Consider the following 24,717-nt stretch of genomic DNA (forward strand, 5'->3'; position numbering starts at 1 on the left):
AGGTGCTATAATAAAAGGTTTTCAGCGGTTCTATTTCCAGGCAAAGGCGAAAGGCGATTGCAATGGTAAAGACTACAGGCGGAAAGAAAGCGACAGGCAAAGGCTCAGAGCAGCCGACCACGAAGGTCACCCAGGCCAGGTCCGAAACTTCCGCAACAAAAACGTCTACCGAGCGCGCCACGCCGGCCCGGAAGCGGGCCTCGACCGTTTCTGCCGCGCGAGCGGCCCCGGTGCAGGCGGCGAAAGCTGTCGCAACGGTTACGAAACAGCCGAATGCCCGTAGCGCAAAGGAAGGCGCAAGGGACGCGGCTGCCGCGCAGGACGATGCGGTAGTGCGCGAATCTCCAGTATCCACGGTTCAACCGGCTGTTGTCCACCAGCCGCGAGTCGAGACTACAGCCGGTACGGCGAACTCCATGACGAAAAAGCTGAACGAAGTATCCGTCGATGACGACGCAACCACCCAGAGCGAAGAAGTCGCAGCTCCCGCTCAGGGCAAAGGCGAAAAGGCCAAGGCACGCGACCGCCGCGCGAAGGAGAAAGCGCTGCTGAAGGACGCGTTCGCGTCCACGCAACCGGGCACTGCCGAAGAGCTCGAGGAACGCCGCTCGAAGCTGCGCGCGCTGATCAAGCTTGGCAAGGAACGCGGCTTCCTGACCTACGCCGAAATCAACGACCATCTGCCGGACAACTTCGCCGAAACCGAGGCGATCGAAGGCATCATCAGCACGTTCAACGACATGGGTGTCGCCGTCTACGAGCAGGCGCCCGATGCCGAGACGCTGCTGCTGAACGACAACGCGCCCGCTGCGTCGTCGGACGACGAAGTCGAAGAGGAAGCGGAAGTTGCGTTGTCAACGGTCGATTCCGAATTCGGCCGCACGACCGACCCGGTGCGTATGTACATGCGCGAGATGGGCACGGTCGAACTGCTGACGCGTGAAGGCGAAATCGAGATCGCGAAGCGGATCGAAGATGGCCTGAAGCATATGGTGATGGCGATCTCCGCGTGCCCGACCACGATCGCGGACATCCTCGCGATGGCTGAGCGCGTCGCGAACGAAGAGATCCGTATCGACGAACTGGTCGACGGTCTGATCGACGAAAACGCGCAAGACGCGGACGGCTTCTCGGAACAGGAAGCGGAAGCGATCGAGAACGAGGAAGAGGAAGCCGAAGAGGACGAGGAAGAAGAGGAGGAAGACGACGACGGCGCCGCGCAAGCGACGGCGAATGCCGCGCAGCTCGAGGCGTTGAAGCGCATGTCACTCGAAAAATTCGCGCTGATCAGCGAATGGTTCGACAAGATGCGCCGCGCGTTCGAGAAGGAAGGCTACAAGTCGAAGTCGTACCTTAAGGCGCAGGAAACCATCCAGAACGAACTGATGTCCATCCGCTTCACCGCGCGTACTGTCGAGCGTCTGTGCGACACGTTGCGGGCGCAAGTCGATGAAGTGCGTCAGGTCGAGCGCCAGATTCTGCACACGGTGGTCGACAAGTGCGGCATGCCGCGCGCGGAGTTCATCGCCCGCTTCCCGGGCAATGAGACGGACCTCGAGTGGTCGGACAAGATCGTTGCCGAAGGTCATTCGTACAGCGCGATCCTCACGCGTAATATTCCGGCCATTCGCGAGCAGCAGCAGCGTTTGCTGGATCTGCAGGCGCGCGTGGTGCTGCCGCTGAAGGACCTGAAGGAAACCAACCGCCAGATGGCGGCCGGCGAACTGAAGGCGCGTCAGGCCAAGCGCGAGATGACCGAAGCGAACCTGCGCCTGGTCATTTCGATTGCGAAGAAGTACACGAACCGCGGTCTGCAGTTCCTCGACCTGATCCAGGAAGGCAACATTGGCCTGATGAAGGCGGTGGACAAGTTCGAATATCGCCGTGGCTACAAGTTCTCGACGTACGCGACGTGGTGGATTCGCCAGGCCATTACGCGTTCGATCGCGGACCAGGCGCGCACGATCCGTATTCCGGTTCACATGATCGAGACGATCAACAAGATGAACCGCATCTCGCGTCAGATTCTGCAGGAAACCGGTCTCGAGCCGGATCCGGCAACGCTGGCTGAGAAGATGGAGATGCCGGAAGACAAGATCCGCAAGATCATGAAGATCGCGAAGGAACCGATCTCGATGGAAACGCCGATCGGCGACGACGACGATTCGCATCTGGGCGACTTCATCGAAGATACCAACACGGTCGCACCGGCCGATGCCGCGTTGCATGCGAGCATGCGCGATGTCGTGAAGGACGTGCTCGATTCGTTGACGCCGCGCGAAGCGAAGGTGCTGCGCATGCGTTTCGGTATCGAGATGAGCACCGACCATACGCTCGAGGAAGTCGGCAAGCAGTTCGACGTGACGCGTGAGCGGATTCGCCAGATCGAGGCGAAGGCGCTGCGCAAACTGCGTCACCCGAGCCGTTCGGACAAGCTGAAGTCGTTCCTCGAAGGGAATTGATGTTAGCCGTTTGACCGCTTCGGTGAAGCGGTCAGGCCGCCATCTTCATGCGGGGCTTCAGGGCTGTTTCGTGTGGTACGCGACGCAGTCCCGGAAGCCCCGATTTCGTGTAGTATGTCGGCCAATCAGCGATCAGGCCCGGCCTTCCGACCGGGTCTTTTTCTTCTTGGGCCGGACGCCGTGCTGGTTGCAGGCAGCGGACTCATAATCCGCCTCCGAAAGGACACCGTGGGTTCGAATCCCACCCGGCCCACCAAAGGTTTGCGGCCCATCGAATACGACTAAGAAAAGAAATATCCGCAAAAACAAGTGTTTTTCCGCAAAAGCCGCACCGGCAGAATGGTGCGAGTGTTCGTCGGTTCGTCCAAATCGACTTCCCCCATTCGCTCCTATCCAGCCTGGGGTCCTGGACTGACACGCGCCTATCCGCCCCCAACCGCAAAACGAAGCAGAATTTTGCAACCCGGTCCGTTGTCGAAAATATCGATCGATGCATCGTGCACGCGTGCGATGGCGGCAACGAGACTCAGGCCGAGTCCGTGTCCCGGTGTCGAGCAGGTCGCCGCGCACCGGCTTCGATAGAACGGCCGCAGCACCGCTTTGCGTTCCGCGAGATCGATGCCCGGCCCGGTATCCGCTACCTGCAGCACCGCGCATCCACCGTCGATTGCCACGCCAAGCGTGATCTGCCCGCCTTGCGGCGTGAATTTCAGCGCATTGTCGAGCAGGTTCTCGATCGCGCCGAACAGCAGATCGAAGTCACCGGTCACCTCCACCCGCATCGGTGTCACCACTGTCAACGACTGCCCGCGATAGTCCGCCAGCGGCTCGTACAGTTCGGCGACGTCGCGCAGCACCGCATCGAGCGCAATCGTGCTGAAACTCGCGCGGCGGCTACCGGACTCGATCTCGGCAATCCGCAGCAGCGCGGTGAAGCGGCTCAGCACGACATCCGATTGCCCGATCGCCGCGTCGATGGCCTGCGCGTACGCATCGGTCGTGCTCGAGCGACGCCGCGCACGTTCGAGCCCGGCGCGCAAATGGGTCATCGGCGTGCGCAAATCGTGAGCGATGCCCGCGCACACGCCACGCACCTCATCGACGAGGCGTTCGATCTCGTCGAGCATCGTGTTGACGATGCCGGCGAGCCGGTCGACGTCGTCTCGCGTGCCACGTGTCGGCAGGCGGCGGTTCAATTTGCCCGCCATGATCTCGCGCCCCGTTTCGCTGATGGCGCGGATACGTCGGTTCGACATCGCGTTCAGTGCTGTGCCGAACGCGATCGCCAGCAGGATGGCGAGTGCAACGCCGACGCACAGCGTCCTAGATTTAGATTGAACCATGCTTGGCTGAAACGGGTGCAATCCCAGGGATGCCGCATGGCTGGACCGTGATGGATAACTTACGAAGTTAAGTGCCAGGAAACGGGCGCATTCGCGGCGCGCGGGCGAAACAGGAGCGGAGCGTTGAGCTTTGCAACGGCTGTGTCCTGTATTCGCGATAGACATCGCGCAATTGGACAAACCCGCCGCCGCGGCAATGGAGTACCAGGTCGACCTCAACTCCCCCGCATTGCTCCTGTTCACATCAGGCAGTACGGGGCGTCCGAAAGCGGTCGAACTGACGCAGCGCGCGCTGTTGAACAATGCACTCCGCGTCATCGGGTATACGCATCTCTGTAGTTTCCAGAAGCACAAGCGCAAGCGCGTCGCAAACGTCGATTGCGCTTGCGAATTCTCTTCGCGTTCCACCTTACTTTTTCCTGCTTTTCTTCCACCACACATTCGCCTGCGTATTTCGCGCAGACATGGAATGACATCATCCCTTCGCCGTGTCGAAGTTTAACTAGCCAATCGATACAAACAATTCGATTATTCACACTAGGACACGCAGGCAGTTCGCGTGTGCAAAGCATTGCAGAAATGCTTGTTTGCGCCCGCGCTGCGTGCTCGCTAGATTGAACCTGGGCACCACGAAGACGGAGGCATGTCATGCCGGGTCTTGCAGCTATTTTCCGCCGCACGTTGTTTAGCCGCGCCTCTTGCAGCTGTGGAATGCTGCAGCCATTCGATCACGCGGGCGGCCGTGCAAACCCGCCGCCAGACCGCCCGGACAATGAAGCGGCGACGGGTGTCCACTGGAGTCGCACCGATGCCGAGCGGCTCGAGCGCATCGCGATATATGCGCGCGCCGGCTACTTCAACATCGGATACACGTACGAGATGTTCCATCTCGCGGCGGAACTACCGCCGGAATAAACGCGGGCTGCATTTGCGCGCGGCCGTCCTGTACGTAACCGGTAACGACGACCCGCGACGGTGCGCCGGCCACACAGCTTTCGCTTTTCTGAAGTGCGGAGTCAAACCCATGAGCGATATCGTTATCGATCAACCCGTGATGGTCGAAGCCGACCTGAATTACCTTGTTCCGACCGGCGAGAAGCCGTCGCGCTATATGTACGACCCGCCGCCCGGCGTAGCGATGCAGACCGGCACCTTCACCGCGCACCGGATGCCGATTGTCAACGCGCGCGTCGCGGCGCCACCGGGTGGCTTATCGATAGACCGCAATGGCTTCGAACTGCACGGACATACCAGCGCGCTCGACGACTTCTCGGACCCGATCGCAATCAAGTCGGTCTACTACCCTGAGTCGGAGCAACTGATCAAACGCGTGACGGGCGCACGCCGTGTCGTCATTTTCGATCACACGCTGCGCGACGGCGGAGCGGAGCCTGCGAGCGGCGTCCATCATCCGGTCAAGGCGATCCACAACGATCAGACGTTTGTGTCAGGTCGTCGCCGCGTGCGCGATCATGCGCCGGCGGGCGAAGTGGACGAATGGCTCAAAGGGCACACCGCGATCGTCAACCTGTGGCGCCCGATTGGCGCACCGATCGAATCGGCGCCGCTCGCAATGTGCGATTCGCGCAGCATTGCGCTAAACGACCTCATCCCAATGGATCTGCACCGCCAGGACGGCGAGGTCGGCGAAGTCTATGCGTTCGCGTTCAGCGCACAGCACCGCTGGTTTTATTTCCCGCAGATGACGCCCGAAGAAGTGCTGCTGCTGAAAATCTACGATTCGGCCGGAGACGGTATTGCACGATTGACCGCGCACACCGCATTCGACGATCCGACCTCCGCCGCGGATGCCCTTCCGCGCCGGAGCATTGAATTGCGCACGCTACTGCTTTTTTAAGCGCAGCTTTCGGTGACCCGGCCTGTTCACAGTGCATTCGCGTTGCATTCGCGGCAGGAAGGCCCATGCGGGCCTGATGCGCAATTCACGCGCAGGCTTGCTGCTTGCGCTTGCCGATCCCGCCTCTACCGCCTCCACCCAGCACGATAAACAACAGCGCCGTTACGCACGAACGAAACAAATAGCTTCTATACTCCCGCCGAAACAGGCTGAACCGGGCAGCCTGAACAGTTGATTGTTTTTCGGGGGAGGCAAGCGGCGAATGGAAACGACGGTCATTTCGAGTTGGGGCGCATTCGTGGACCTGTGTTCGGCCCTCGACGGCTGGGCGTTCCGTGGTCAGCCGGATGCACGCTGGCATTTGCAAAGCTCGTTGTCGCGCTATCTGTTCGCTTACGTTGCTGATCGCTCGGAATGGCAGGCACGTGAAGCGCGTGCGATCCGCATCTTTCGACGCAAGGCTCACAATTACCTTGCGAACCCCGAACTGCTCGACGACGATCTGCGGTGTCTAAGCCTGATGCAGCACCACGGCGCGCCGACGCGCCTGCTCGATTTCACGAAGTCGCCGTTCGTCGCCGCGTTTTTCGCGCTCGAACGAACCACCGCTGACGCGGCCATCTTCGCGCTGAATACGCCCGCGCTATGGCGCAACAGCGCGCGCCCGAAGTCCGCGCCGACACTGACGCGCGACGAACTCGATCCGCGTGTGAAAGGCAACCTGGAGAAGTATTTCCTCAGCAACGACAACGAAGTGATCTGGTTCGGCGAGCCTTCCGAAATGGACGGCCGCCTGATTGCGCAGTCCGGTACGTTCGTCGTGCCGGGCGTCATCGACCGGCCGCTGCACGAAATTCTCGACGGTTACGAAAGCGATGCCGAACTGCTGCGCAAGATCGTACTGCCACCCGCGCTGCGCAGCGATGCAATGCGCTGGCTATACCGGATGAACATTACCAACGCGTCGTTGTTTCCCGATCTCGACGGACTCGCGAAATCGATCGCAATCGAACTCGAAATGGTCTGGCCGAGCCTGACATTCGGTTCGTGACCGGCGCTCAGAAACTCAAGGTTTCATGCGCTTTGACAATTTCGCTGGCGATCGTCTCGATCTGTTCGCGCTTGACCATCGCCTGCGAGCGCAGCATCTGATACGCCTCGTCTTCCGATACGTTGCGCGCACTCATGACAATGCGCTTCGCCTGCTGAATTACCCGCAGATTGGCCTGCTTCTGCTCGAGCCGTTCGATATAGCGTTCGCGCGTGCGTGACGCCTTGCATTGTGTAAGCGCAACGGCGATCGCGGTGAGCAAGCCAAACGAACGAACTGGCGACGGTATCGTCGCGAATGCATTCAGACGCAACACCGCTTCGATCGTGATCGGGTTTTCATACGTGACGACCGGAATGACCGGCGGCGCGCAGCTTGCACCAAGCCAGGGAAACGTGATCGCGAGCGTCTCCGGACGCACCGCCATGACGACCAGGCCAGTGCCCGGCGGCAAACTGTCGAGGCGCGGCCAGAACACTTCGACATCGCAGCCGATACGCTGCAATTGCGCGAGCAGTTCTTCGCCGTCCTGATCTTGCGGATGGATTACCGCAACTTTCAGCGAGCGAAGATCGCGAAGAATGGACGGCGTACCGGCGGTTGCTTTCATCGGACGCCTCCTGATCGCGCGAACTCGGGATGCGCGGCGGCCGTCCATGCAGGTGTCGTGTGCGATACGACATACGGGTCCGCCTTCACGCGGCCCGGCGCGCGGCCGATGATATCGAACTGGCCGCTCGCATTGACGCGACCGATCAGCGGATGCAGATACGTATGGTTGTTGTGCTCGTCGATGCGAATGCGCCCTTGCGGCGCGTCGTATTCGAGGCCCGGCAGCACGCGCAGCAACAGCGTCGGGTCGTCGGAGCCCACGCGGCGTATCGCGTCAGCGAGCAGATGCATCTGGAAATAGGCGGCTTCCCAGCACATGTTAGCCGGCTGGTCGCTGCCGAAGCGGGCCTGGTAGCGCCGCACCGCGGCCAGATTTGCCGCCGTCCCGATGCTCTGGAAATAAGCGGCCGACGTAATGTGTCCTTCCGCCAGATCGCTGCCCATCACCGCGATTTCTGCTTCGCTTGTCATATGGCTTGCAATGGGCATCCGATACGGATCAAGTCCGACATGCGCAAATGCGCGATACAAATGTTGTATGCCTTCGCCGACCACGGTCGAGAAAATAAAGTCGGGCGCCCGTTGCTTGATGCGCTGTGCCGCGTCGAGATAACTTTGCCACGGCGCATCGAGTGCGAGATAGGTCTCGTCGACTTTCTCGCCGCCGCGTTCGAGAATCAGATCGCTCATTACGCGATTGGACTCATACGGACACACATAGTCCGAACCGATCATGCTGACACGCGAGCCGAACTGACTGAGCATGAATCCAGCCAGCGGTAGTGTGTTCTGATTGGGCGCCGCGCCGGTGTAGATCACATTACGGCTGTATTCGAAACCTTCATACGGCGTCGCATAGAAGAGCAGCGCATTGTGCCGCTCGACAATCGGTATCACCGCTTTGCGCGTGCTCGACATATAACAGCCGGCGATGATCTTCACACGGTGCTCGAGGATCAGTTGCTCGGCGAGCTCCGCGTACCGACGCGGCACACATTGCGGGTCCAGACAGACCAGCTCAATTTCGCGGCCTGACACACCGCCCGCGCGATTGATCTCATCGACGGCCAGCACGGTTGCTTGCAACTGCGTAATCTCCGCGGCGGACGTGACGCCGGTGCGCGAATACAGCACACCAATCCTGATAGGGGCCGACGCATGCGCCAACCCTGGCTCGTTGTTTGTCATGGGTGTCATTCGAAAGTCGTTGCTTGTGCGCGCCGCGCACCGATGGTGCATGCTTGCACAGTCCACGTGCGGAACAGACCTGCGCACGTGCCGAGAGACGCTTGCCGATAATGCCTGCTGCGCGTCGCGCGATGCAAGTGATCAATATGCGTAGTGCGTCGGCTAGCGGTTGGATGCACAACGAACAGTGCGCATGAGCATCGTTGGCACACCGATTGCTTTTTAGCCTTCGCTGATCGATCGCGCGCAGCGGATCAGTCAACCTCTTTGCGTCGTCCGGGACAAAGGCGTCTCGTGCGGCACCGGCCAAAAAAGCCCGAAACCGGTTCGTCCGGTTTCGGGCTTTTTGCGTTTGCGGTTTTCACATTCACGTCGGAGTGAAGCACATGAAAAGACGTACCTTCCTGTCGGCTGTCGGTTCGGGGTTGGTCACCGCGGCCGGCACCACGTTGCCCAAAGCTGCCTTTGCGGCGGGCGGCGGCGAGCCGATCAAGCTCGGGCTGCTGTTCTCGCAGTCGGGAACGATGGCGAACAACGAGTCGCTGCTGAAGGACACCGCGCTGATGACGATCGACCAGATCAATGCGAAAGGCGGGGTAATGGGCCGTCAACTGCAGGGCGTGGTCGTCGATCCGGGCTCCGACTGGCCGATGTACGCGCAACTATCGAAGCAACTGATTCAACGCGACAAATGCGCGGCGTTGTTCGGTTGCTGGACATCGGTGTCGCGCAAGTCGGTGCTGCCGGTCGTCGAAGCGCAGGACAGCCTGTTGTTCTACCCACTCCACTTCGAGGGCGAGGAGCAGTCGAAGAACGTCGTCTATCTGAACTCGCCGCCGAGCAGTTCGGTATTGCCCGCGGTCGATTATCTGATGAGCGAGCAGGGTGGTGGCGCGAAGCGCTTCTATATGATCGGCAGCGACTACGTATGGCCGCGCACGATCAACAAGATGCTGAAAGGTTATCTGAAGACCAAGGGCATTCAGGAAAGCGCATGGCGTGAACACTACGTGCCTTTCGGGCAATCGAACTTCCAGACCATCGTGCGCGAGATCAAGGACTTCGCCGCGCAACCCGGCGGCCAGGCGATCGTCGTGATGACCGTGGTCGGCGATTCGATTCCGGCGATGTTCAAGGAGGCGGTGAATCAGGGCATTCGCGCGACGGATATTCCGATTCTCGGTCTCGATGTGGTGGACAGCGACCTCGAAGGCCTCGACACGAAGCCGCTGGTCGGGCATTTGAGCTGCTGGTGCTACTTCCAGAATGTCGACACGCCGTTGAACCGCCAGTTCAAGAGCGACTGGAAGAACTATGTGGCCGCGCACAACCTGAAGCACCGGCCCGACATGGTGATCGATCCGATGGTGTCGACTTATCTGGGCATCAACCTGTGGGCGAAGGCCGCGACGAAAGCGAAATCGGCGAGCCCCGACGCGGTGCGCAAGGCGCTCGCCGGCGAATCGGTGGTCGATCCGGCCGGCTATACCGCGAAGATGGACGAGACCACGCAATACCTGTGGCGCGGCGACATGATCGGCTCGATCAATGCGAACCAGGGTTTCGACATCCTGTGGAAATCGAAGGACATCGTGAAGCCGGTGCCGTTCAGTCCGTACATCGGCAAGGCTTGATGCAACGCCGGCCCGCGCGCGATGCTGGTTTTTCAATCGCGCGCGGACCGTTTGCAGCACCCTCCACCGGAAACTCGTGTGATCCACCTCAGGCAGATTTTCTCCGCAGTCGTGATGGCAACGCTCATGTGCATCGTGTGCGTCGCCACAGCGAATGCCGCCACGCCGCCGAATACGTCGCGCTCGAGCGTGCTCGCTGCGTTTTGTGCGCCGGACAGCGACAAGGGCGCCGCGCTCGCGCGGATGGTCGAACTTGGTGTGTCATCCGACGCAAGTGAACGCGCATGGGCCGCACAGATCGTCGACGCGATGCGAAACGGTGCGCTGATCTGCGGCGCCGACGGCCATGCGACGATTCAGGGCAATCCTTCAGTCGATGCGGTCAGTTTGCAGCCCGCGGCGGGCAGCCCATCGACAGCGGACTCGCCGTATGTGCCCGGCATCCTGATGATGCGCAAGCTGGCCGTCGCCTCCGCGCAGATCAACCTGTTTTCGGACGATATCGACAAGCGCACAGCGGCCGCCCGCCAGGTCGACAAGTTCTTCAGTCTGCTCGATCCGGCGATCGTTGCACGCGCAAGCAAGCACGAACATGACCCGGACATCGCCGCGACGCTTGCGCTTGCATTGGCCAAACGCGGTCTGAGCAGCGACGTAAAAGCCGAGCGTCTGGCCGCGATCAAGGCGGTCGCCGCAGTGCCGAGCGAAACCGCGCGCACCACGCTCGCGAACTTCGCCGCGCAGGATTCGGTACGCAACGATCCGGATCTGAGCGCCGCGGTGCAAAGCGCGATCCGCGATATCGATACGTGGTTGTCGTTCGGCAAAGTGTTGTCGATTCTTTTCAGCGGACTCAGCTATGCGGGCGTGCTCTTGCTGACCGCACTCGGGCTGTCGATCGTATTTGGTCTGATGGGCGTGATCAATCTCGCGCACGGCGAATTCATCATGATCGGCGCGTACACGACATGGCTTGTCGAACGCTTTATGCAGGCGCACCTTCCGGGGCTATTCGACGCATACATCTTCGTTTCGATTCCCGTCGCCTTCATCGTCTGCACGTTATTCGGGATGCTGCTCGAATTCAGCGTGATCCGCTTTCTGTATCGCCGGCCGCTCGAGACGCTGCTCGCAACATGGGCGGTCAGCATCGCGTTGATCAAGCTCGTGCAGGTGCTATTCGGCTCGCAGAACCTCGAATTCGTCACGCCGGGCTTTCTTAACGGCGGCGTGCAAGTATCGCCCGGCTTCTTCGTGACTTACAACCGGCTGTTCGCAATCGGCCTCGCGTTGCTGATTTTCGCCGCGACGTTCGCGGTGATCCGATGCACGAAACTCGGCTTGCTGATGCGCGCGACCACGCAACTGCGCGATATGGCGAAATGTCTCGGCGTGCCCGCCGAACGCGTCGACCGGTTCGCCTTCGGTTTCGGCGCAGGCCTTGCTGGCCTCGCGGGCGTCGTGCTTACGCAGATCGCCAGCGTGAATCCGTCGATGGGCACCGGCTTCGTCGTGGACTCGTTCATGGTGGTCGTGCTCGGCGGCGCGGGGAGTCTGGTCGGCACGGCCGTATCGTCGCTCGCGCTCGGCGAGATCAACCAGTTTATCGAACCGTTCTATGGCGCGGTCGCGGCGAAAGTCGCGGTGCTGCTGCTGATCGTGCTGATCATCCAGAAACGGCCGCAAGGACTCTTTGTTTTGAAGACCCGCGTATGAACACATCGCCCGAGCCGCGCACCGCGACGCGCCTTACGTTATCGGGTCTTGCGGCCCGATGGATCGGTCCGGCTGCCGACGCGTCCGTCGCGCCCGTGCTGGTTTTCGTCGCGCTGTATTTGCCGTTTGCGTATTTCGTTGTGCCGGAGTCGAGTGCACTGCATCTGTCGCTGTTCGGCATCAATCTGATCGGGCAGATCATGTGCTTCGCGCTGCTCGCGCTGGCGCTCGATCTGGTGTGGGGCTACGCGGGCATTCTGAGCCTCGGCCATGGCATTTTCTTCGGCATCGGCGGCTATCTGATGGCGATTTACCTGCTGAACGGTGCGTACGCGCAGACCCACGTGCTGCCCGATTTCATGCAGTACATGGGCGCACACGATTTTCCGAAAGCGTGGACGCTGCTGTCGAGGCTTGATGTGACGGTCGTCGCGACGGCCGCGATCAGTGCGGCGGTTGCCGCCGTGTTCGGGTTCGTGACGTTCCGCTCGCGAATCAACGGCGTGTATCTGTCGATCATCACGCAGGCGCTGACCTATGCGCTGATGCTGCTGCTTTTCATCAACGACGTCGGTCTCGGCGGCAACAACGGAATGACCGGCTTCACGCAGTTAGCAGGACATCCGATTGCAGGCACCGGCACGCAGATCGGGCTCGCGGTCGCGTCGTGCGTGCTGCTGGTGCTCGCGTACCTCGGCGTGCGTTATCTGACGCGTTCCGCATTCGGCCGCGCACTGATCGCCGTGCGCGACGACGAACCCCGTATGCGCTTTCTCGGCTACCGCACGCACACGCTGAAGCTGATTGCGTGGTGTCTGTCCGCGGTGCTGGCCGCGTTGGCGGGCATGCTGTATGTGCCGCAAGTCGGCATCGTGAACCCGACGATCGTGTCGCCGCAACTATCGGTCGAGATTGCAGTGTGGGTCGCGATCGGCGGACGGGGCACGCTGGTCGGTGCGATCGTCGGCGCGATTCTGGTGAACGGCATCAAGTTCTGGCTCACCGCGGAGTTGCCGGCTGTGTGGCCGTTCATTCTGGCCGGCGTTACATTGCTGATCGTCGTCTGTTTTAGCCATGGCGTTTGGGGCACCTTTAAAGCCGCCGTAGGCGCGGACCAGGGTGAACGTCGATGAGCGCGGCACCGCAAACGGCAATCTATATCAGCGGGCTGTCCGTCACGTTCTCGGGTTTTGCCGCTATCACGAACCTGTCGATGGAATTCCACTACGGGCAGATCCGCGCAATCATCGGACCAAATGGCGCCGGCAAGACCACGCTGATGGACGTGATCACCGGCAAAACGCGGCCCGCCGCCGGCGAAGTATTCCTGAACAAGACGACCAACCTCGCGGCGCTCGATGAAACGGCGATCGCTCGCCTTGGCATCGGCCGCAAGTTCCAGAAGCCAAGCGTGTTCGAAGCGCTGCGCGTGCGGGAAAACCTCGAACTGGCGATCCGCAACGGCCGCGGCTATGCTGATATGGTGCGCTCGCGGCTGGAATCGCAACAAAGCGAACGTATCGACGCGGTGCTGGAGACAATCAACCTTGCCGCCGAGGGGCAGCGCATCGCCGGCACGCTGTCGCATGGACAGAAACAGTGGCTAGAGATCGGCATGCTGCTGGTCGCCGACCCGCATGTCATTTTGCTGGACGAACCGGTCGCCGGCATGACCGATCACGAGACCGAGCGCACGGCGGAGTTGATCGCGCGGTTGAAATCGCCGGAGCGCGCGGTGATCGTGATCGAGCATGACATGGAGTTCGTCGGCGCGATCGCGGATCTCGTCAGCGTGCTGCACGAAGGCAAACTGCTCGGCGAAGGTTCGATGGCAAGCGTACGCGCGAATCCCGACGTGATCCGCGTTTATCTGGGGCGTTGATATGTTGACCATTTCTTCGCTGAACCAGTATTACGGCAGCAGCCATACGCTGCGCGATGTGTCGCTGAAGGTGGCCGAAGGCGCGTGCACAGTCGTGCTCGGCCGCAACGGCGTCGGCAAGACGACGCTGCTCAAGTGCCTCGTCGGCCTGTTGCCGGTCAAGGCCGGCGAGATCGCGCTCGACGGCCATACGATTACCCGCACGCCATCGCACAGACGCGTCGCGGCCGGTCTCGGCTATGTGCCGCAAGGCCGGGAAATCTTCCCGCTGTTGAGCGTCGACGAAAACCTGCGCATCGGCGCGTATGCGGGCGAGCGCAGCGAGTCCCGCAATGGCCGGCAGTTTTCCTTCGCCGACGTGTTTCATACCTTCCCCGTGCTCAAGACAATGCGCGGCCGCATCGCGGGAAATCTGTCCGGCGGCCAGCAACAGCAACTCGCAATTGGCCGCGCACTGCTGACCAACCCGAAGCTGCTGATTCTCGACGAGCCCACCGAAGGCATTCAACCGTCCATCGTAATGGAAATCGAAGCCGTGATCCGTTCGCTGAAGGGCTCGCTGTCAATTTTGCTCGTCGAACAGTTTTTCGATTTCGCGCAGGCGGTAGCCGACGACTATGTCGTGCTGGTGCGCGGACAGGTCGTGTCCTCCGGGCGCGGCGACCAGATGGAAGCAAACAACGTCCGCTCGCTGATTTCCGTTTAAACGCGAGCTTCCTTCCGACCCACCTCACAGGGACAGCTAGATGAACTGGCTTGAACAATCGATCATGTACACACGCGGCGTCGCACGCGGCCAGGTCGGCACGACGCACGAACTCACCGAAGCACGCCAGCACACCTTCCACTACACGATGGGTCCGTATTCGGACCCGGTACTGAACATTGCACCAGGCGACCGCGTTGTCGTCGAAACCCGCGATGCATTCGACGGCAAGATCCGCACCGAAAAGGACCTGCCGAGCCAGCATCTGAAAGTGCCGTTCCTGAACCCGCAGAACGGTCCGATCATGATCGACGGCGCGGAGAAAGGCGACGTGGTCGCGGTTTATATCGAATCGATGCTGCCGCGCGGCGACAATCCGCGCGGCACGTGTTGCCTGATTCCGCGCTTCGGCGCGCTGACCGGCACCGAATACACCGCAACGCTGAACGAACCGCTGCCCGAGATCACCCGCAAGATTGACCTCGACGAAGACGGCGTGTACTGGAGCAAGCGGATCAAGCTGCCGTACAAGCCGCATATCGGCACGCTGAGCCTTTCGCCGGAAATCGACTCGATCAACTCGCTGACGCCGGACAACCACGGCGGAAACATGGATGTGCCCGACATGGGGCCGGGCAGCATCACCTATCTGCCGGTGCGCTCGCCTGGTGGCCGCCTGTTTATCGGCGATGCGCACGCATGCCAGGGCGACGGCGAGGTATGCGGTACGGCAGTCGAGTATTCGAGCACGACGACCATTCACGTCGAACTGATCAAAAACTGGCAGATCGCGTGGCCGCGGCTCGAAACCGACGAACTGCTGATGACGATCGGCAGCGCGCGGCCGCTTGAAGATGCGACCCGCATTGCCTATCACGAACTCGTGCGCTGGCTCGAACTCGAGTACGGGTTCGACCGCTGGGACGCATACATGATGCTGAGCCAATGCGGCAAGGTGCGCCTTGGCAATTTTGTCGACCCGAAGTATTCAGTCGGCGCGGCGATCAACAAGAAGTATCTGGCGCCGGCCGTTGCCTAAAGAGGAGACACAGACATGGACCTGAAGCTCAAAGGACTGAAAGCACTCGTCACCGGCGGCACGCGCGGCATCGGGCTCGCAATTGCCGAGGCGTTCGTGGCGGAAGGCGCGGACGTCGCGCTGTGCTCGCGCGACGCGGCAGCGGTCGATCGAACGGTCAACGACCTGAAACAGCGTGCGGCCGGCGGCGTGCGCGTGACCGGCGCCTCTGTCGACGTTGCCGACCGCAACGCACTGCAAACCTGGACACGCTCGGTCGCTGAGCAGTTCGGTGGACTTGACATCGTGGTCGCGAATGTCAGTGCGTTGTCGGTTGCGGACGAGATTGAGTCGTGGAAAGCCGAGTTCGAGACTGACATGATGGGCACCGTGAATCTCGTGCAGGCGGCGATGCCGTATCTCGAAGCGAGCAAGGCTGCATCGATCGTCGGTATTGCGAGCGTATCCGCGCGCGAGATCGATTTTGCGGCGGGACCGTACGGCACGTTCAAGGCGGCCGTCGTGCATTACATACAAGGGCTCGCGTATCAGCTCGCGCCGAAAGGCATTCGTGCGAACACAGTGTCGCCGGGCAATACCTATTTTGCCGGGGGCATCTGGGAGCACATCGAACAGAACAATCCAAAGCTTTTTGCCGATTCGCTCGCGTTGAATCCGACTGGCCGCATGGCGCGGCCCGACGAAATCGCGAATGCGGTGGTGTTTATCGCGAGTCCGGCGGCGAGTTTCGTGAGTGGGACCAACCTCGTGGTCGACGGTGCATTGACGCGCGGCGTGCAGTTCTGACATACCGCTGCCCGTCGTGATCGGAACACAACCAAATACAAGGAGTAATACAACAATGAAGCGCATCTCTTCCGTCGCGGCGGCAGCCGCGTTGCTCGCGTCGATCGTGACCGGGCAGACAGCATTCGCCGCCGATCCGATCAAGATCGGCGTGCCGGTGGGCTTGAGCGGTGCGAATAGCGTGGTCGCGCCATCGGTCGTGCAATCCGCGCAGCTCGCGGTCGACGAAATCAACGCTAAGGGCGGCATTCTCGGTCGCCAGGTGAGCCTCGAAGTGGCGGACGACGGCAGCGGCGCGGCGGGTGCGCAAAAAGCCTTCGATTCGCTGATCTTCGACAAGAAGGTCAATGCACTGATCTCAATGGAAACCAGCGCGGCGCGCAATGCGGGCTTGCCGATCGTCTCGCGTGGCAAGGTGCCGTTCATCTATACGTCGTTCTACGAAGGCCGTTCGTGCAACCGCTATATGTACGTCGATGCATGGGTGCCCGACCAGCAGGTCGCGCCGATCGTCGACTACTTCATGAAGGATAAGCACGCGAAGACGTTCTTCCTGATCGGCAGCGACTACGCGTTCGGCCGCGGCATGCTCGACTTCACGAAGAGCTACATCGAGAAGAAGGGCGGCAAGGTGGTCGGCAACGAATACCTGCCGATGGATGGCTCGGACTGGACGCCGATCATCAGCAAGCTGCAGGCCGCGAAGCCTGACGCGATCATCACGTCGACCGCCGGCGGCGCACCGAACGTCACGCTGACCAAACAATTACGCGCCGCGGGTGTGAAGCTGCCATACGGCAATCTCGCGGTCGACGAAGGCACAGCGAAAAGCATGGGCGCGGACGCCGAAGGTATCTATATCTCCGGCTCGTACGTGACGAACATCGACACGCCTGCCAACCATCAATTTCTCGCGGCAATGCAAAAGCGCTTTGGCGCAGACCTGAAGACGCCGAACGACCTGTCGGTGCCCGAATACGAAGCGATCTACCTGTACAAGGCAGCGGTGGAGAAAGCCGGAAGCTTCGACACCGCGAAGGTGATCCCGGCGCTCGCGCAGGTTTCGTTCGATGGTCCGCGCGGCACGATTCGTATGGACAAGCAGCGCCACACGCCGCTCACGATGTATCTCGGCCAGGTGCAGGCGGACGGCTCGGTCAAGGTGATCGGTTCGTTCAAGAACGTCGATCCGGGCGACCAGTGCCCGTCGCTGAAGTAGGCGCAATGAGGAAGCCGCGATGCTGAACCTGGGCCTCGATATCGTCACGACGGCGGCGATCCTGTTTATTGTCTCGACAGGATTGCTGCTCGTGTTCGGCGTGATGAAAATCATCAACTTCTCGCACGGCGCGTTTCTGACGACCGGTGGCTATGCAAGCGTGATCGTCGCGCAAGCGGGGCTGAACTGGTGGTGGAGCATTCCGTGTTCGCTTGCGATCGGCTTCGTGCTCGGAATGGCGGTCGAACGTTTTATCGTGCGTCCACTGTATGCGCGTCCGCTCGATGCGATTCTCGCGACCTGGGGCCTCGGCATCATCGTCGGCCAGATCATCACGCTGGTGTTCGGACGCGGCGTGCAAATGGTCGCGAGCCCGCTGACCGGCGCGATCGCACTGGCGGGCGCGCAGTATTCGGCGTACCGGCTGGTGCTGGTCGGTGTCGCGTTGCTGGTCGCGCTCGCGCTCGGCTGGCTGTTGAACGGCACGCGGCTGGGCTTGCAGACCCGCGCGGTGATCATGAACGAGTCGCTGGCAAGGGGCCTCGGCATCAGCAGCACACGCGTGCGCTTCATCACGTTTTGCACCGGCGCGGCGCTCGCGTCGCTGGCGGGCTGCCTGATCACGCCGCTGGCGAGCGTCGATCCGAACATGGGTGTCGCGTGGGTGGTCGGCGCGTTCATGCTCGTGCTGGTGTCGGGCGCATCGCTGGTCAACCTGGCGGTGGCGAGCGCGGTGCTCGGCGGTGCTCAGGTGCTGGTCAGCACATTTATCAATCCGGTGCTCGGCGGACTGACAATCGCGGTGCTAGCCGCATTGCTGCTGCGTATCCGGCCGGAGGGTTTTGCTCGTGGCTGATCCTGTTTCGACGTTACCGCTACGCGTGCCGGCCGCGCCGCCGTGGCGCGCGCCACTGGTGGTCGGCGTCGTCGCGCTCGCGGTGCTGGCGGTAGGCAGCGTCGTGCTGCCGACTTTTCTGGTCAACAACCTGATCCGATCGTTTCTGTACGCGGCGCTCGCGTTGACCGTCGACCTGCTGTGGGGCTACACGGGCATCCTGACGTTCGGGCAATCGGCGTTCTTTGGAATCGGCGCGTATGCGGCGGGCCTGGTATTTGTCCATGCGGGTTATTCGCCGCTGCTTGCGGCTGGTGCGCTTGCTGCCGGACTTGCCGCGGCCTGGCTCGTCGCGCGGGCCATCGGCTGGCTCGCGTTCTATCACGGCGCGTCGCCGCTGTACGCATCGGTCGTCACGCTGGTGCTGCCGATCGTGCTCGTGCAGGCAATCTATTCAGGCGGCGAGTTCACCGGGTCGAGCAGCGGATTGTCCGGGTTCGACAGCATCGATTTGCCGCTCGAAGCGTGGTTCTTTATCGCCGGCACATTCTTGACAGCGGTAGCCGTGGTTGCGTGGCTGTTCGTGCGCAGCGACGCGGGCCGCCTGCTGGTGGCGATTCGCGAGAACGAATCGCGCTGCGAGTATCTCGGCATCGACGTATCGCGCTACAAGGCGCGGCTGATGGAAACCTGCGCGCTGGTCGCCGCATTCGCGGGCTTTCTGTTCGCATGTGTGCAGATGGTGGTCGCGCCCGAGTATGCCGGGTTCGTATTCGGCACCGAGCTGGTGATCTGGGTGGCGCTCGGTGGACGCGGTTCGCTGCTCGGGCCGATCGTCGGCGCGCTGCTGATCGATACGGGCAGCGCGTATCTGAGCGGCGATTTGCCGTATATCTGGATGTTGCTGATCGGCACCGCGTTCGTCGTGGTGATCGTTGCAATGCCGCGCGGGCTCGCGCCGCTCGTTGCGGATGGCGTGCGCCGTGCGATTCCGCGCCGCCGCGGACCCGCGGCGGTCCCCGTGACCTTCGTTGCGGCGCCCGCGCGCGAGCGTGCCGAAGACAGCAAGCCCGCGCCCGCGCTGTCGCTACGTGGCGTGCACAAGCATTTCGGCAGTCTGAAGGTGCTCGACGGCATCAGCTTCGATGCGCATGCAGGTGAATTGCTTAGCCTGATCGGCCCGAATGGCGCGGGCAAAAGCACGCTGATGCGCTGCATCGCGGACGGCGCGCAGCGCTCGGGCGGCACCGTTGAAATCGGCGGCGCCGATATCCGGCACCTAGCGCCGTACGACTGCGTCGCGCTCGGTGTCGGGCGCAAGTTCCAGACGGCCACCGTATTCGATTCGCTGAGTGTCGCCGACGCGTTGCGCATTGCGCGTTACCGCGCGGCGCCGCCGTCGAAATGGAAACGCGCGAGCGCGCTCGAGTTGCCGCAGCCGGCACTCGATGTGCTGCGGCTGACCGGTCTTGACCGGATACCTGAGCAGCCATGCCGGTATCTGTCGCACGGACAGAAGCAGGCGCTCGAACTGGCGATGGTGCTGGCGCTCGAGCCGCGCACCGTGCTGCTCGACGAACCTACCGCGGGCCTCACGAAACAGGAACGCACGCAGATCGGCTCGATCTTCGTGTCGCTTGCGACGCGCTATCGGATGTGTCTATTGCTGGTCGAACACGACCTCGATTTTGTGCGGCAGATCAGCTCGCGCATCGTCGTGTTGCATCAAGGGCGCATCGTGATGGATGGCGGTGTCGACGATGTCGTGAATTCGGATCTCGTGCGCGCGGTGTATGCGGGTGAATCGCACACGGGTGCGGCCAACGCGGAGGGCGGCGCATGAATGCATCGGCATCGACAACGGCTGCCGTCCATATCGGCGCGTTGCAAAGCGGCTATGGCGAAGCGATGGTGTTAAAGGGCGTCGACCTGACCCTCGCGCGCGGCGAAGTCGTCGCGATCATGGGCAAGAACGGCATGGGCAAATCGACCTTGCTGAAAACGCTGATGGGCTATATCCGCCCGAAAAGCGGCGACATCGCGCTATTCGGCGAGCGCATCGCCGGACTGCCGCCGAACCGGATCGCGCGGCGCGACGTCGCGTACATTCCGCAGGAACAGGCGCTGTTTCAAGACCTGTCCGTCGAAGAGAATCTGAAGCTCGCGCTCGCGCGCGACCGCGATTTCAAGCCGCTGTTTGCGCGCATCGAAGACCTTTTCCCGTTTCTGAAGGAGCGTTTGCGGCAGAAGGCGGGCACCTTGTCCGGCGGTGAACAGAAGATGCTGCTGGTCGCGCGCGCGCTGATCCGCCAGCCGAAGCTGATCCTGATCGACGAAATCACCGAGGGCATGCAGCCTTCGGTGATCGAACGGCTGATCGGCATCCTGACGCGCGAGCGCGACCGCGCGGGCACGTCGATGCTGCTCGTCGAACAGCATCTGCGTTTCGCCTTTGCGGTCGCGAATCGCTATGCGGTGCTCGAACTCGGCGAGATACCCGCGTCGGGATCGACGTCGGCGCCGGCTGCGCAGGCCACGGTTGCGCGGTATCTGTCGCTCTAGCGGCGTGAAGGAGGTCACGGGTCATGACATTTTCGATTGTCGCGCGTTGCGATAAAAGCGGTGCGCTCGGCGTCGCGGTCAGTACCGCGGTGCCGGCGGTGGGTGCGATGTGCGTGTACGTGCGTGCGGGTGTCGGCGCAGTGTCGACGCAATCGTGGGTGAATCCGTATCTGGCGCTCACCACGCTCGATCTGCTCGAGAGCGGCGCCGATACGGAGAGCGCGCTCGCGCAGGCGCTCGGCCGCGACCCGGCTGCGGATTTGCGGCAGATCGGCGCGATCGGCCACCGCGGGCACGGCGCCGCATGGACCGGTGTGCGATGCACGGACTGGGCTGGGCAACGCACGGGCGCCTGGTATGCGATTCAAGGCAACATGCTGGTCGGCGCGGCGACGCTCGATGCGATGCAGGCTTCGTTTGAAGCGACCCGGCACCTCGCGCTGGAAGAGCGGTTGATGCAGGCGCTCGAAGCCGGGCAAGCGGCCGGCGGCGATATGCGCGGACGGCAGTCGGCGGCGCTGAAAGTGGTGCGTGACGAAGCGTATGCGTGGGTCGATCTGCGCGTCGATGAACATGAAAATCCGGTCGCCGAACTGCGGCGCGTGTTCGATATTGCGCGGCAGCAGATGACGCCGTTTGTCGAAGGCATGCCGACCCGCGACGATCCGGGCCGCGCACCGCCGCCCGATGTTACGCGCATGTTATTGATGCCGCCGCTATCGCGCCCTGGTGCGACGATGCGTGAGCGCGACGTGCATGAGCACGATGTGGCGAGCGATCATATCGATCAGCTCGCGCGGTGGATCGGCGTCGATTTTGCGGACGACCGCGTCGCGCACAACCTGTCGGTTTATCGCTCGATCCTCACGGAGATCGACAAGCTGCGCACGCTTGATCTGGCGGATCGGCATCCGGCCGTCGTATTCGACGTGAAGCGTCTTTATCGAACGGATCGCTCATCCGGTACGCAAGACACGACGGAGAGCGCATGAGCGATATCGACGACCTCACTTCGCTCGCGGCACGCATCGCTGCGTCGGATGTCTCGCCAGTCGATGTAATGGACGCCATGCTGGCGCGCATCGCCGCATTCGACGCCGACGTGCTTGCATACGAATGCATCGACTCGAACGCACGCGAGCAGGCGGAGCGCTGCGCGCGAAAATCCGCGTGCGGCGTACCTCTTGGTCCATTGCATGGCGTGCCGATTGCGGTGAAGGATAACTACCTGACGGCCGATATGCCGACCACCGCAGGTAGCCACGCACCGGGCTACAGCTTCGCGCGTGAAGACTCGGCCGCGGTCGCGCGCTTGCGTGCGGCCGGTGCGATATTGATCGGCAAGACCCGTACGCACGAGTTCGCGTGGGGCACCGAGACGCCGCCGACTCGTAATCCATGGGACCTGACGCGCATCCCCGGCGGTTCGAGTGGCGGCTCGGGCGCGGCGCTCGCCGCGGGCCTCGCTTATGGCGCGCTCGGCTCCGATACCGGCGGATCGATCCGTATTCCCGCTAGCCTGTGCGGCGTGGTTGGGCTCAAGCCGACCTTCGGCCGCGTGAGCCGTGCCGGCATCGTGCCGCACAGCTGGTCGCTCGATCACGCGGGGCCGCTGGCGCTGTCGGTGCGCGATGCGGCGTTGCTGCTAAACGTGCTGGCTGGCTTCGACGCACACGACCCCGGCAGCGCCGACGTGCCCGTGCCCGATTTCACCGCGCAGTTGAACGCGGGCATCGCCGGTTTGCGGATTGGCGTGTGCCGCAATCACTTCTTCGGCGCCAATGAAGTCGACGTCGAAGCGCGCGTCGAGGATGCGCTCGACGATCTGGCCGCGCTCGGCGCGCGGATCGTCGATTTCGAGGTGCCGAATCTGCAATACGGACTCGGCGCGATCTATGCGATCGAGCTTGCGTCGTCGAGTGCGTATCACGATCGTGGTCTGCAGCAGCGCGCGACGGCTGCGATGAACGACGACGTGCGCACACTCGTCGAGATCGGCCGGATGGTAACGGCCGCCGATTATCTGAAGGCTGAGCAGCTGCGCGCGCTGCTGATCGACGACTTCAGCACGGTCTTCGAACGTGTCGACGTGATCGTCACGCCGACGTCGCCCGTCACCGCGTGGCATCGCGGTCAGGCGTCGGTGGTGACTGGAGGGCTCGAGGAAAGCCCGCTTGCCGCGTCGTGGCGGCTCACGTATCCGTTCAATCTGACCGGGCTGCCGGCGTTGTCGCTACCCTGCGGGTTCGACACGCACGAGTTGCCGGTCGGCCTGCAGATCGTGGGCCGGCCGTTTGACGAAGTCACCGTGCTGCGCGTCGCGCAGGCCTATGAAAACGTGCATCGCTGGAACGCGATGCGCTCACCGATTGCAAGGAGTGTCGTGCAATGACCTCAGGCAAGGAAAGCCGGCTATCCGTCGCGTGCATCCAGATGCAACCGGAAGTGGGCGCGAAGTCGCGCAACGTTGCGCATGCAATCGAATTGATCGAACAGGCGCACGCGCGTGGCGCGCGTCTGATCGTGCTGCCCGAGTTGTGCAATTCGGGCTATGTGTTCGAGTCGCGCGAAGAAGCGTTTGCGTTGTCCGAACCGCTTGACGACGGCGACACGATCGGCGCGTGGGCGTCCGTCGCCGCACGGCTTAACGTGACGCTCGTCGCAGGGTACGCGGAGCGCGATGGCGACGTGCTGTACAACTCCGCGGCGATCATCGGTCCGCGGCATGTGCTCGGCAATTACCGCAAGCTGCATTTATGGGGCGACGAGAATCTGTATTTCGAGCCGGGCAATCTCGGCGTGCCGGTCTTTGCCACACCGTTCGGCCGCGTCGCGTGCGCGATCTGTTACGACATCTGGTTTCCGGAGGTTTTCCGGCTTGCCGCGAACGGCGGCGCAGATATTCTGTGCGTGCCGACCAACTGGGTGCCGATGCCGGCGCAACCCGATGGCCTGCCGGTAATGGCCAATCTGCTCGCGATGACCGGTGCGCATTCGAACGGTCTGTTCGTGGCCGCGGCGGATCGCGTCGGCCAGGAAAGAGGCCAACCGTTTCTTGGCCGTAGCGTGATTGTCGATGCACATGGCTGGCCGGTTGCGGGTCCCGCGAGCGCCACCGAGGAGACCATTCTGCTCGCGGAGGTCAATCTCGCCGATGCACGCCGGCATCGACAGCTGAATGCGTTCAATCATGTGCTGCGCGATCGGCGGCCGGACGTGTACCGGTCCGCGGAGGACGAATAACGCTGGCCTGGACACTTGCGCATGCAAACCTCGTGCGATTCGCTAAACTTGAACGGTTCGAAAGCATGAGGGGAGACGTCATCGATGGCAGTGCGCAAAACGGCCGCGAAGGCGGCGCCGGCATCCGCTACGAAAGCGGTGTCCAAACGGGCTTCGGTAACGGCCGGTAAGACGGCGGCTGCGGCAGCGGCGAATTCTGGCGCGAAAGGGGCGGCAAAAAAGGCGGCGGCGAAAACAGCCCCGAAGCCGGCCGCAAAAAAGGCGGCGGCGAAAACAGCCCCGAAGCCGGCCGCAAAAAAGGCGGCGGCGAAAACAGCCCCGAAGCCGATGACCAAGTCGGCCACCGGGCTTGCCCCCAAACCGGCGAAGAAGGTGGCCGCGACAGCCGCCCCGCAATCGCTGAAACAGGAAGCTTTGAAATCACACTCAGTGGCCTCGCCTGGACCCGCGGCCAAACGCGCGCGCAAAGACGCGACCGAATCAGCCCGTCCTGCGGGTAAACAAGCGTTGGTACGCGACGGCGCGGCGCGAAAGGGCGCGACGCCCAAACCGGCGGCATCCGAATCAGCGGCACCGGAAAC

At 62.2% G+C, this 24,717-nt stretch carries 23 protein-coding genes and 1 tRNA gene; 20 read left to right on the forward strand and 4 right to left on the reverse strand.

All coding sequences use genetic code 11. The annotated features are described in order from the left end of the window. The first annotated feature begins 62 nt into the window (after positions 1-62). Positions 63-2,462 (forward strand): RNA polymerase sigma factor RpoD, encoded by a 2,400-nt coding sequence (rpoD, locus tag BX592_RS02490; RefSeq protein WP_134190081.1) that lies wholly within the window; start codon positions 63-65, stop codon positions 2,460-2,462. 168 nt (positions 2,463-2,630) lie between these two features. Continuing rightward, positions 2,631-2,718: transfer RNA gene (locus BX592_RS02495), tRNA-Ile, on the forward strand. A gap of 166 nt (positions 2,719-2,884) precedes the next feature. Here BX592_RS02495 and BX592_RS02500 read toward each other — a convergent pair. Continuing rightward, complete coding sequence (locus BX592_RS02500) at positions 2,885-3,805, reverse strand: sensor histidine kinase (RefSeq protein ID WP_166676295.1); 921 nt, start codon at positions 3,803-3,805, stop codon at positions 2,885-2,887. A 196-nt stretch (positions 3,806-4,001) separates the two neighbouring features. On the opposite strand from BX592_RS02500, the gene BX592_RS02505 reads away from it, so the two are divergent. The 4 genes from BX592_RS02505 (at position 4,002) to BX592_RS02520 (ending at position 6,714) form a co-directional block, all read left to right on the forward strand. Further along, complete coding sequence (locus BX592_RS02505) at positions 4,002-4,307, forward strand: AMP-binding protein (protein WP_134190351.1); 306 nt, start codon at positions 4,002-4,004, stop codon at positions 4,305-4,307. Between the two features lie 209 nt (positions 4,308-4,516). After that, positions 4,517-4,720 carry a hypothetical protein gene (locus BX592_RS02510; protein ID WP_134190083.1) on the forward strand — a complete coding sequence of 68 codons (204 nt, stop codon included), beginning with the start codon at positions 4,517-4,519 and terminating at the stop codon, positions 4,718-4,720. A gap of 109 nt (positions 4,721-4,829) precedes the next feature. Further along, the gene (locus tag BX592_RS02515; protein ID WP_134190084.1) at positions 4,830-5,663 is read left to right on the forward strand and encodes a CmcJ/NvfI family oxidoreductase; all 834 of its coding nucleotides are present in this window, start codon (positions 4,830-4,832) and stop codon (positions 5,661-5,663) included. 262 nt (positions 5,664-5,925) lie between these two features. Further along, positions 5,926-6,714 (forward strand): FRG domain-containing protein, encoded by a 789-nt coding sequence (locus tag BX592_RS02520; RefSeq protein WP_134190085.1) that lies wholly within the window; start codon positions 5,926-5,928, stop codon positions 6,712-6,714. 7 nt (positions 6,715-6,721) lie between these two features. Here the strand turns inward: BX592_RS02520 and BX592_RS02525 are convergent, their stop codons facing one another. Both BX592_RS02525 and BX592_RS02530 read right to left on the reverse strand, forming a co-directional pair. Continuing rightward, complete coding sequence (locus BX592_RS02525) at positions 6,722-7,324, reverse strand: ANTAR domain-containing response regulator (protein WP_134190086.1); 603 nt, start codon at positions 7,322-7,324, stop codon at positions 6,722-6,724. Further along, positions 7,321-8,523, reverse strand: coding sequence for a transporter substrate-binding domain-containing protein (locus BX592_RS02530; RefSeq protein WP_243849260.1), 1,203 nt, complete (start codon positions 8,521-8,523; stop codon positions 7,321-7,323). Before BX592_RS02530 ends, BX592_RS02525 begins: the two co-directional genes overlap by 4 nt. 377 nt (positions 8,524-8,900) lie before the next feature. Here BX592_RS02530 and BX592_RS02535 point away from each other — a divergent pair, with 377 nt between their 5' ends. From BX592_RS02535 to BX592_RS02600, 14 genes are all read left to right on the forward strand, one after another. Then, complete coding sequence (locus tag BX592_RS02535) at positions 8,901-10,148, forward strand: urea ABC transporter substrate-binding protein (RefSeq protein WP_243849261.1); 1,248 nt, start codon at positions 8,901-8,903, stop codon at positions 10,146-10,148. A 114-nt stretch (positions 10,149-10,262) separates the two neighbouring features. Next, positions 10,263-11,864, forward strand: a complete 1,602-nt coding sequence (gene urtB / locus BX592_RS02540; protein WP_243849262.1) for an urea ABC transporter permease subunit UrtB — start codon at positions 10,263-10,265, stop codon at positions 11,862-11,864. Next, complete coding sequence (gene urtC, locus BX592_RS02545) at positions 11,861-12,997, forward strand: urea ABC transporter permease subunit UrtC (RefSeq protein WP_134190088.1); 1,137 nt, start codon at positions 11,861-11,863, stop codon at positions 12,995-12,997. The genes urtB and urtC overlap by 4 nt, the downstream gene beginning before the upstream one ends. Further along, entirely contained in the window at positions 12,994-13,746 is a 753-nt protein-coding gene (gene urtD / locus BX592_RS02550) for an urea ABC transporter ATP-binding protein UrtD (protein ID WP_134190089.1), read from the forward strand. The genes urtC and urtD overlap by 4 nt, the downstream gene beginning before the upstream one ends. A gap of 1 nt (position 13,747) precedes the next feature. Further along, on the forward strand, positions 13,748-14,452 hold the full coding sequence (gene urtE, locus BX592_RS02555) for an urea ABC transporter ATP-binding subunit UrtE (RefSeq protein ID WP_134190090.1): 705 nt from the start codon (positions 13,748-13,750) through the stop codon (positions 14,450-14,452). Positions 14,453-14,492: 40 nt separating this feature from the next. Further along, positions 14,493-15,491 carry an acetamidase/formamidase family protein gene (locus BX592_RS02560; protein WP_134190091.1) on the forward strand — a complete coding sequence of 333 codons (999 nt, stop codon included), beginning with the start codon at positions 14,493-14,495 and terminating at the stop codon, positions 15,489-15,491. A 15-nt stretch (positions 15,492-15,506) separates the two neighbouring features. Further along, on the forward strand, positions 15,507-16,277 hold the full coding sequence (locus tag BX592_RS02565; RefSeq protein ID WP_134190092.1) for an SDR family NAD(P)-dependent oxidoreductase: 771 nt from the start codon (positions 15,507-15,509) through the stop codon (positions 16,275-16,277). 55 nt (positions 16,278-16,332) lie between these two features. Beyond that, positions 16,333-17,496, forward strand: coding sequence for a substrate-binding protein (locus tag BX592_RS02570; RefSeq protein WP_134190093.1), 1,164 nt, complete (start codon positions 16,333-16,335; stop codon positions 17,494-17,496). Positions 17,497-17,518: 22 nt separating this feature from the next. Further along, on the forward strand, positions 17,519-18,352 hold the full coding sequence (locus BX592_RS02575; protein ID WP_208327841.1) for a branched-chain amino acid ABC transporter permease: 834 nt from the start codon (positions 17,519-17,521) through the stop codon (positions 18,350-18,352). Further along, positions 18,345-20,174 carry a branched-chain amino acid ABC transporter ATP-binding protein/permease gene (locus BX592_RS02580; RefSeq protein ID WP_243849264.1) on the forward strand — a complete coding sequence of 610 codons (1,830 nt, stop codon included), beginning with the start codon at positions 18,345-18,347 and terminating at the stop codon, positions 20,172-20,174. Before BX592_RS02575 ends, BX592_RS02580 begins: the two co-directional genes overlap by 8 nt. Beyond that, positions 20,171-20,893, forward strand: a complete 723-nt coding sequence (locus tag BX592_RS02585) for an ABC transporter ATP-binding protein (protein WP_134190095.1) — start codon at positions 20,171-20,173, stop codon at positions 20,891-20,893. Before BX592_RS02580 ends, BX592_RS02585 begins: the two co-directional genes overlap by 4 nt. 23 nt (positions 20,894-20,916) lie before the next feature. After that, positions 20,917-21,885: a DUF1028 domain-containing protein gene (locus BX592_RS02590; RefSeq protein WP_134190096.1), complete on the forward strand. Its 969-nt coding sequence runs from the start codon at positions 20,917-20,919 to the stop codon at positions 21,883-21,885. After that, entirely contained in the window at positions 21,882-23,285 is a 1,404-nt protein-coding gene (locus BX592_RS02595; RefSeq protein WP_134190097.1) for an amidase, read from the forward strand. Before BX592_RS02590 ends, BX592_RS02595 begins: the two co-directional genes overlap by 4 nt. Beyond that, entirely contained in the window at positions 23,282-24,136 is an 855-nt protein-coding gene (locus tag BX592_RS02600; protein WP_134190098.1) for a nitrilase family protein, read from the forward strand. The genes BX592_RS02595 and BX592_RS02600 overlap by 4 nt, the downstream gene beginning before the upstream one ends. Here the strand turns inward: BX592_RS02600 and BX592_RS02605 are convergent. Next, positions 24,082-24,471, reverse strand: a complete 390-nt coding sequence (locus BX592_RS02605; RefSeq protein WP_134190099.1) for a hypothetical protein — start codon at positions 24,469-24,471, stop codon at positions 24,082-24,084. The genes BX592_RS02600 and BX592_RS02605 overlap by 55 nt on opposite strands. Positions 24,472-24,717 lie beyond the last annotated feature (246 nt).

This window comes from Paraburkholderia rhizosphaerae, from assembly GCF_004366595.1.
Lineage (GTDB): Bacteria > Pseudomonadota > Gammaproteobacteria > Burkholderiales > Burkholderiaceae > Paraburkholderia > Paraburkholderia rhizosphaerae.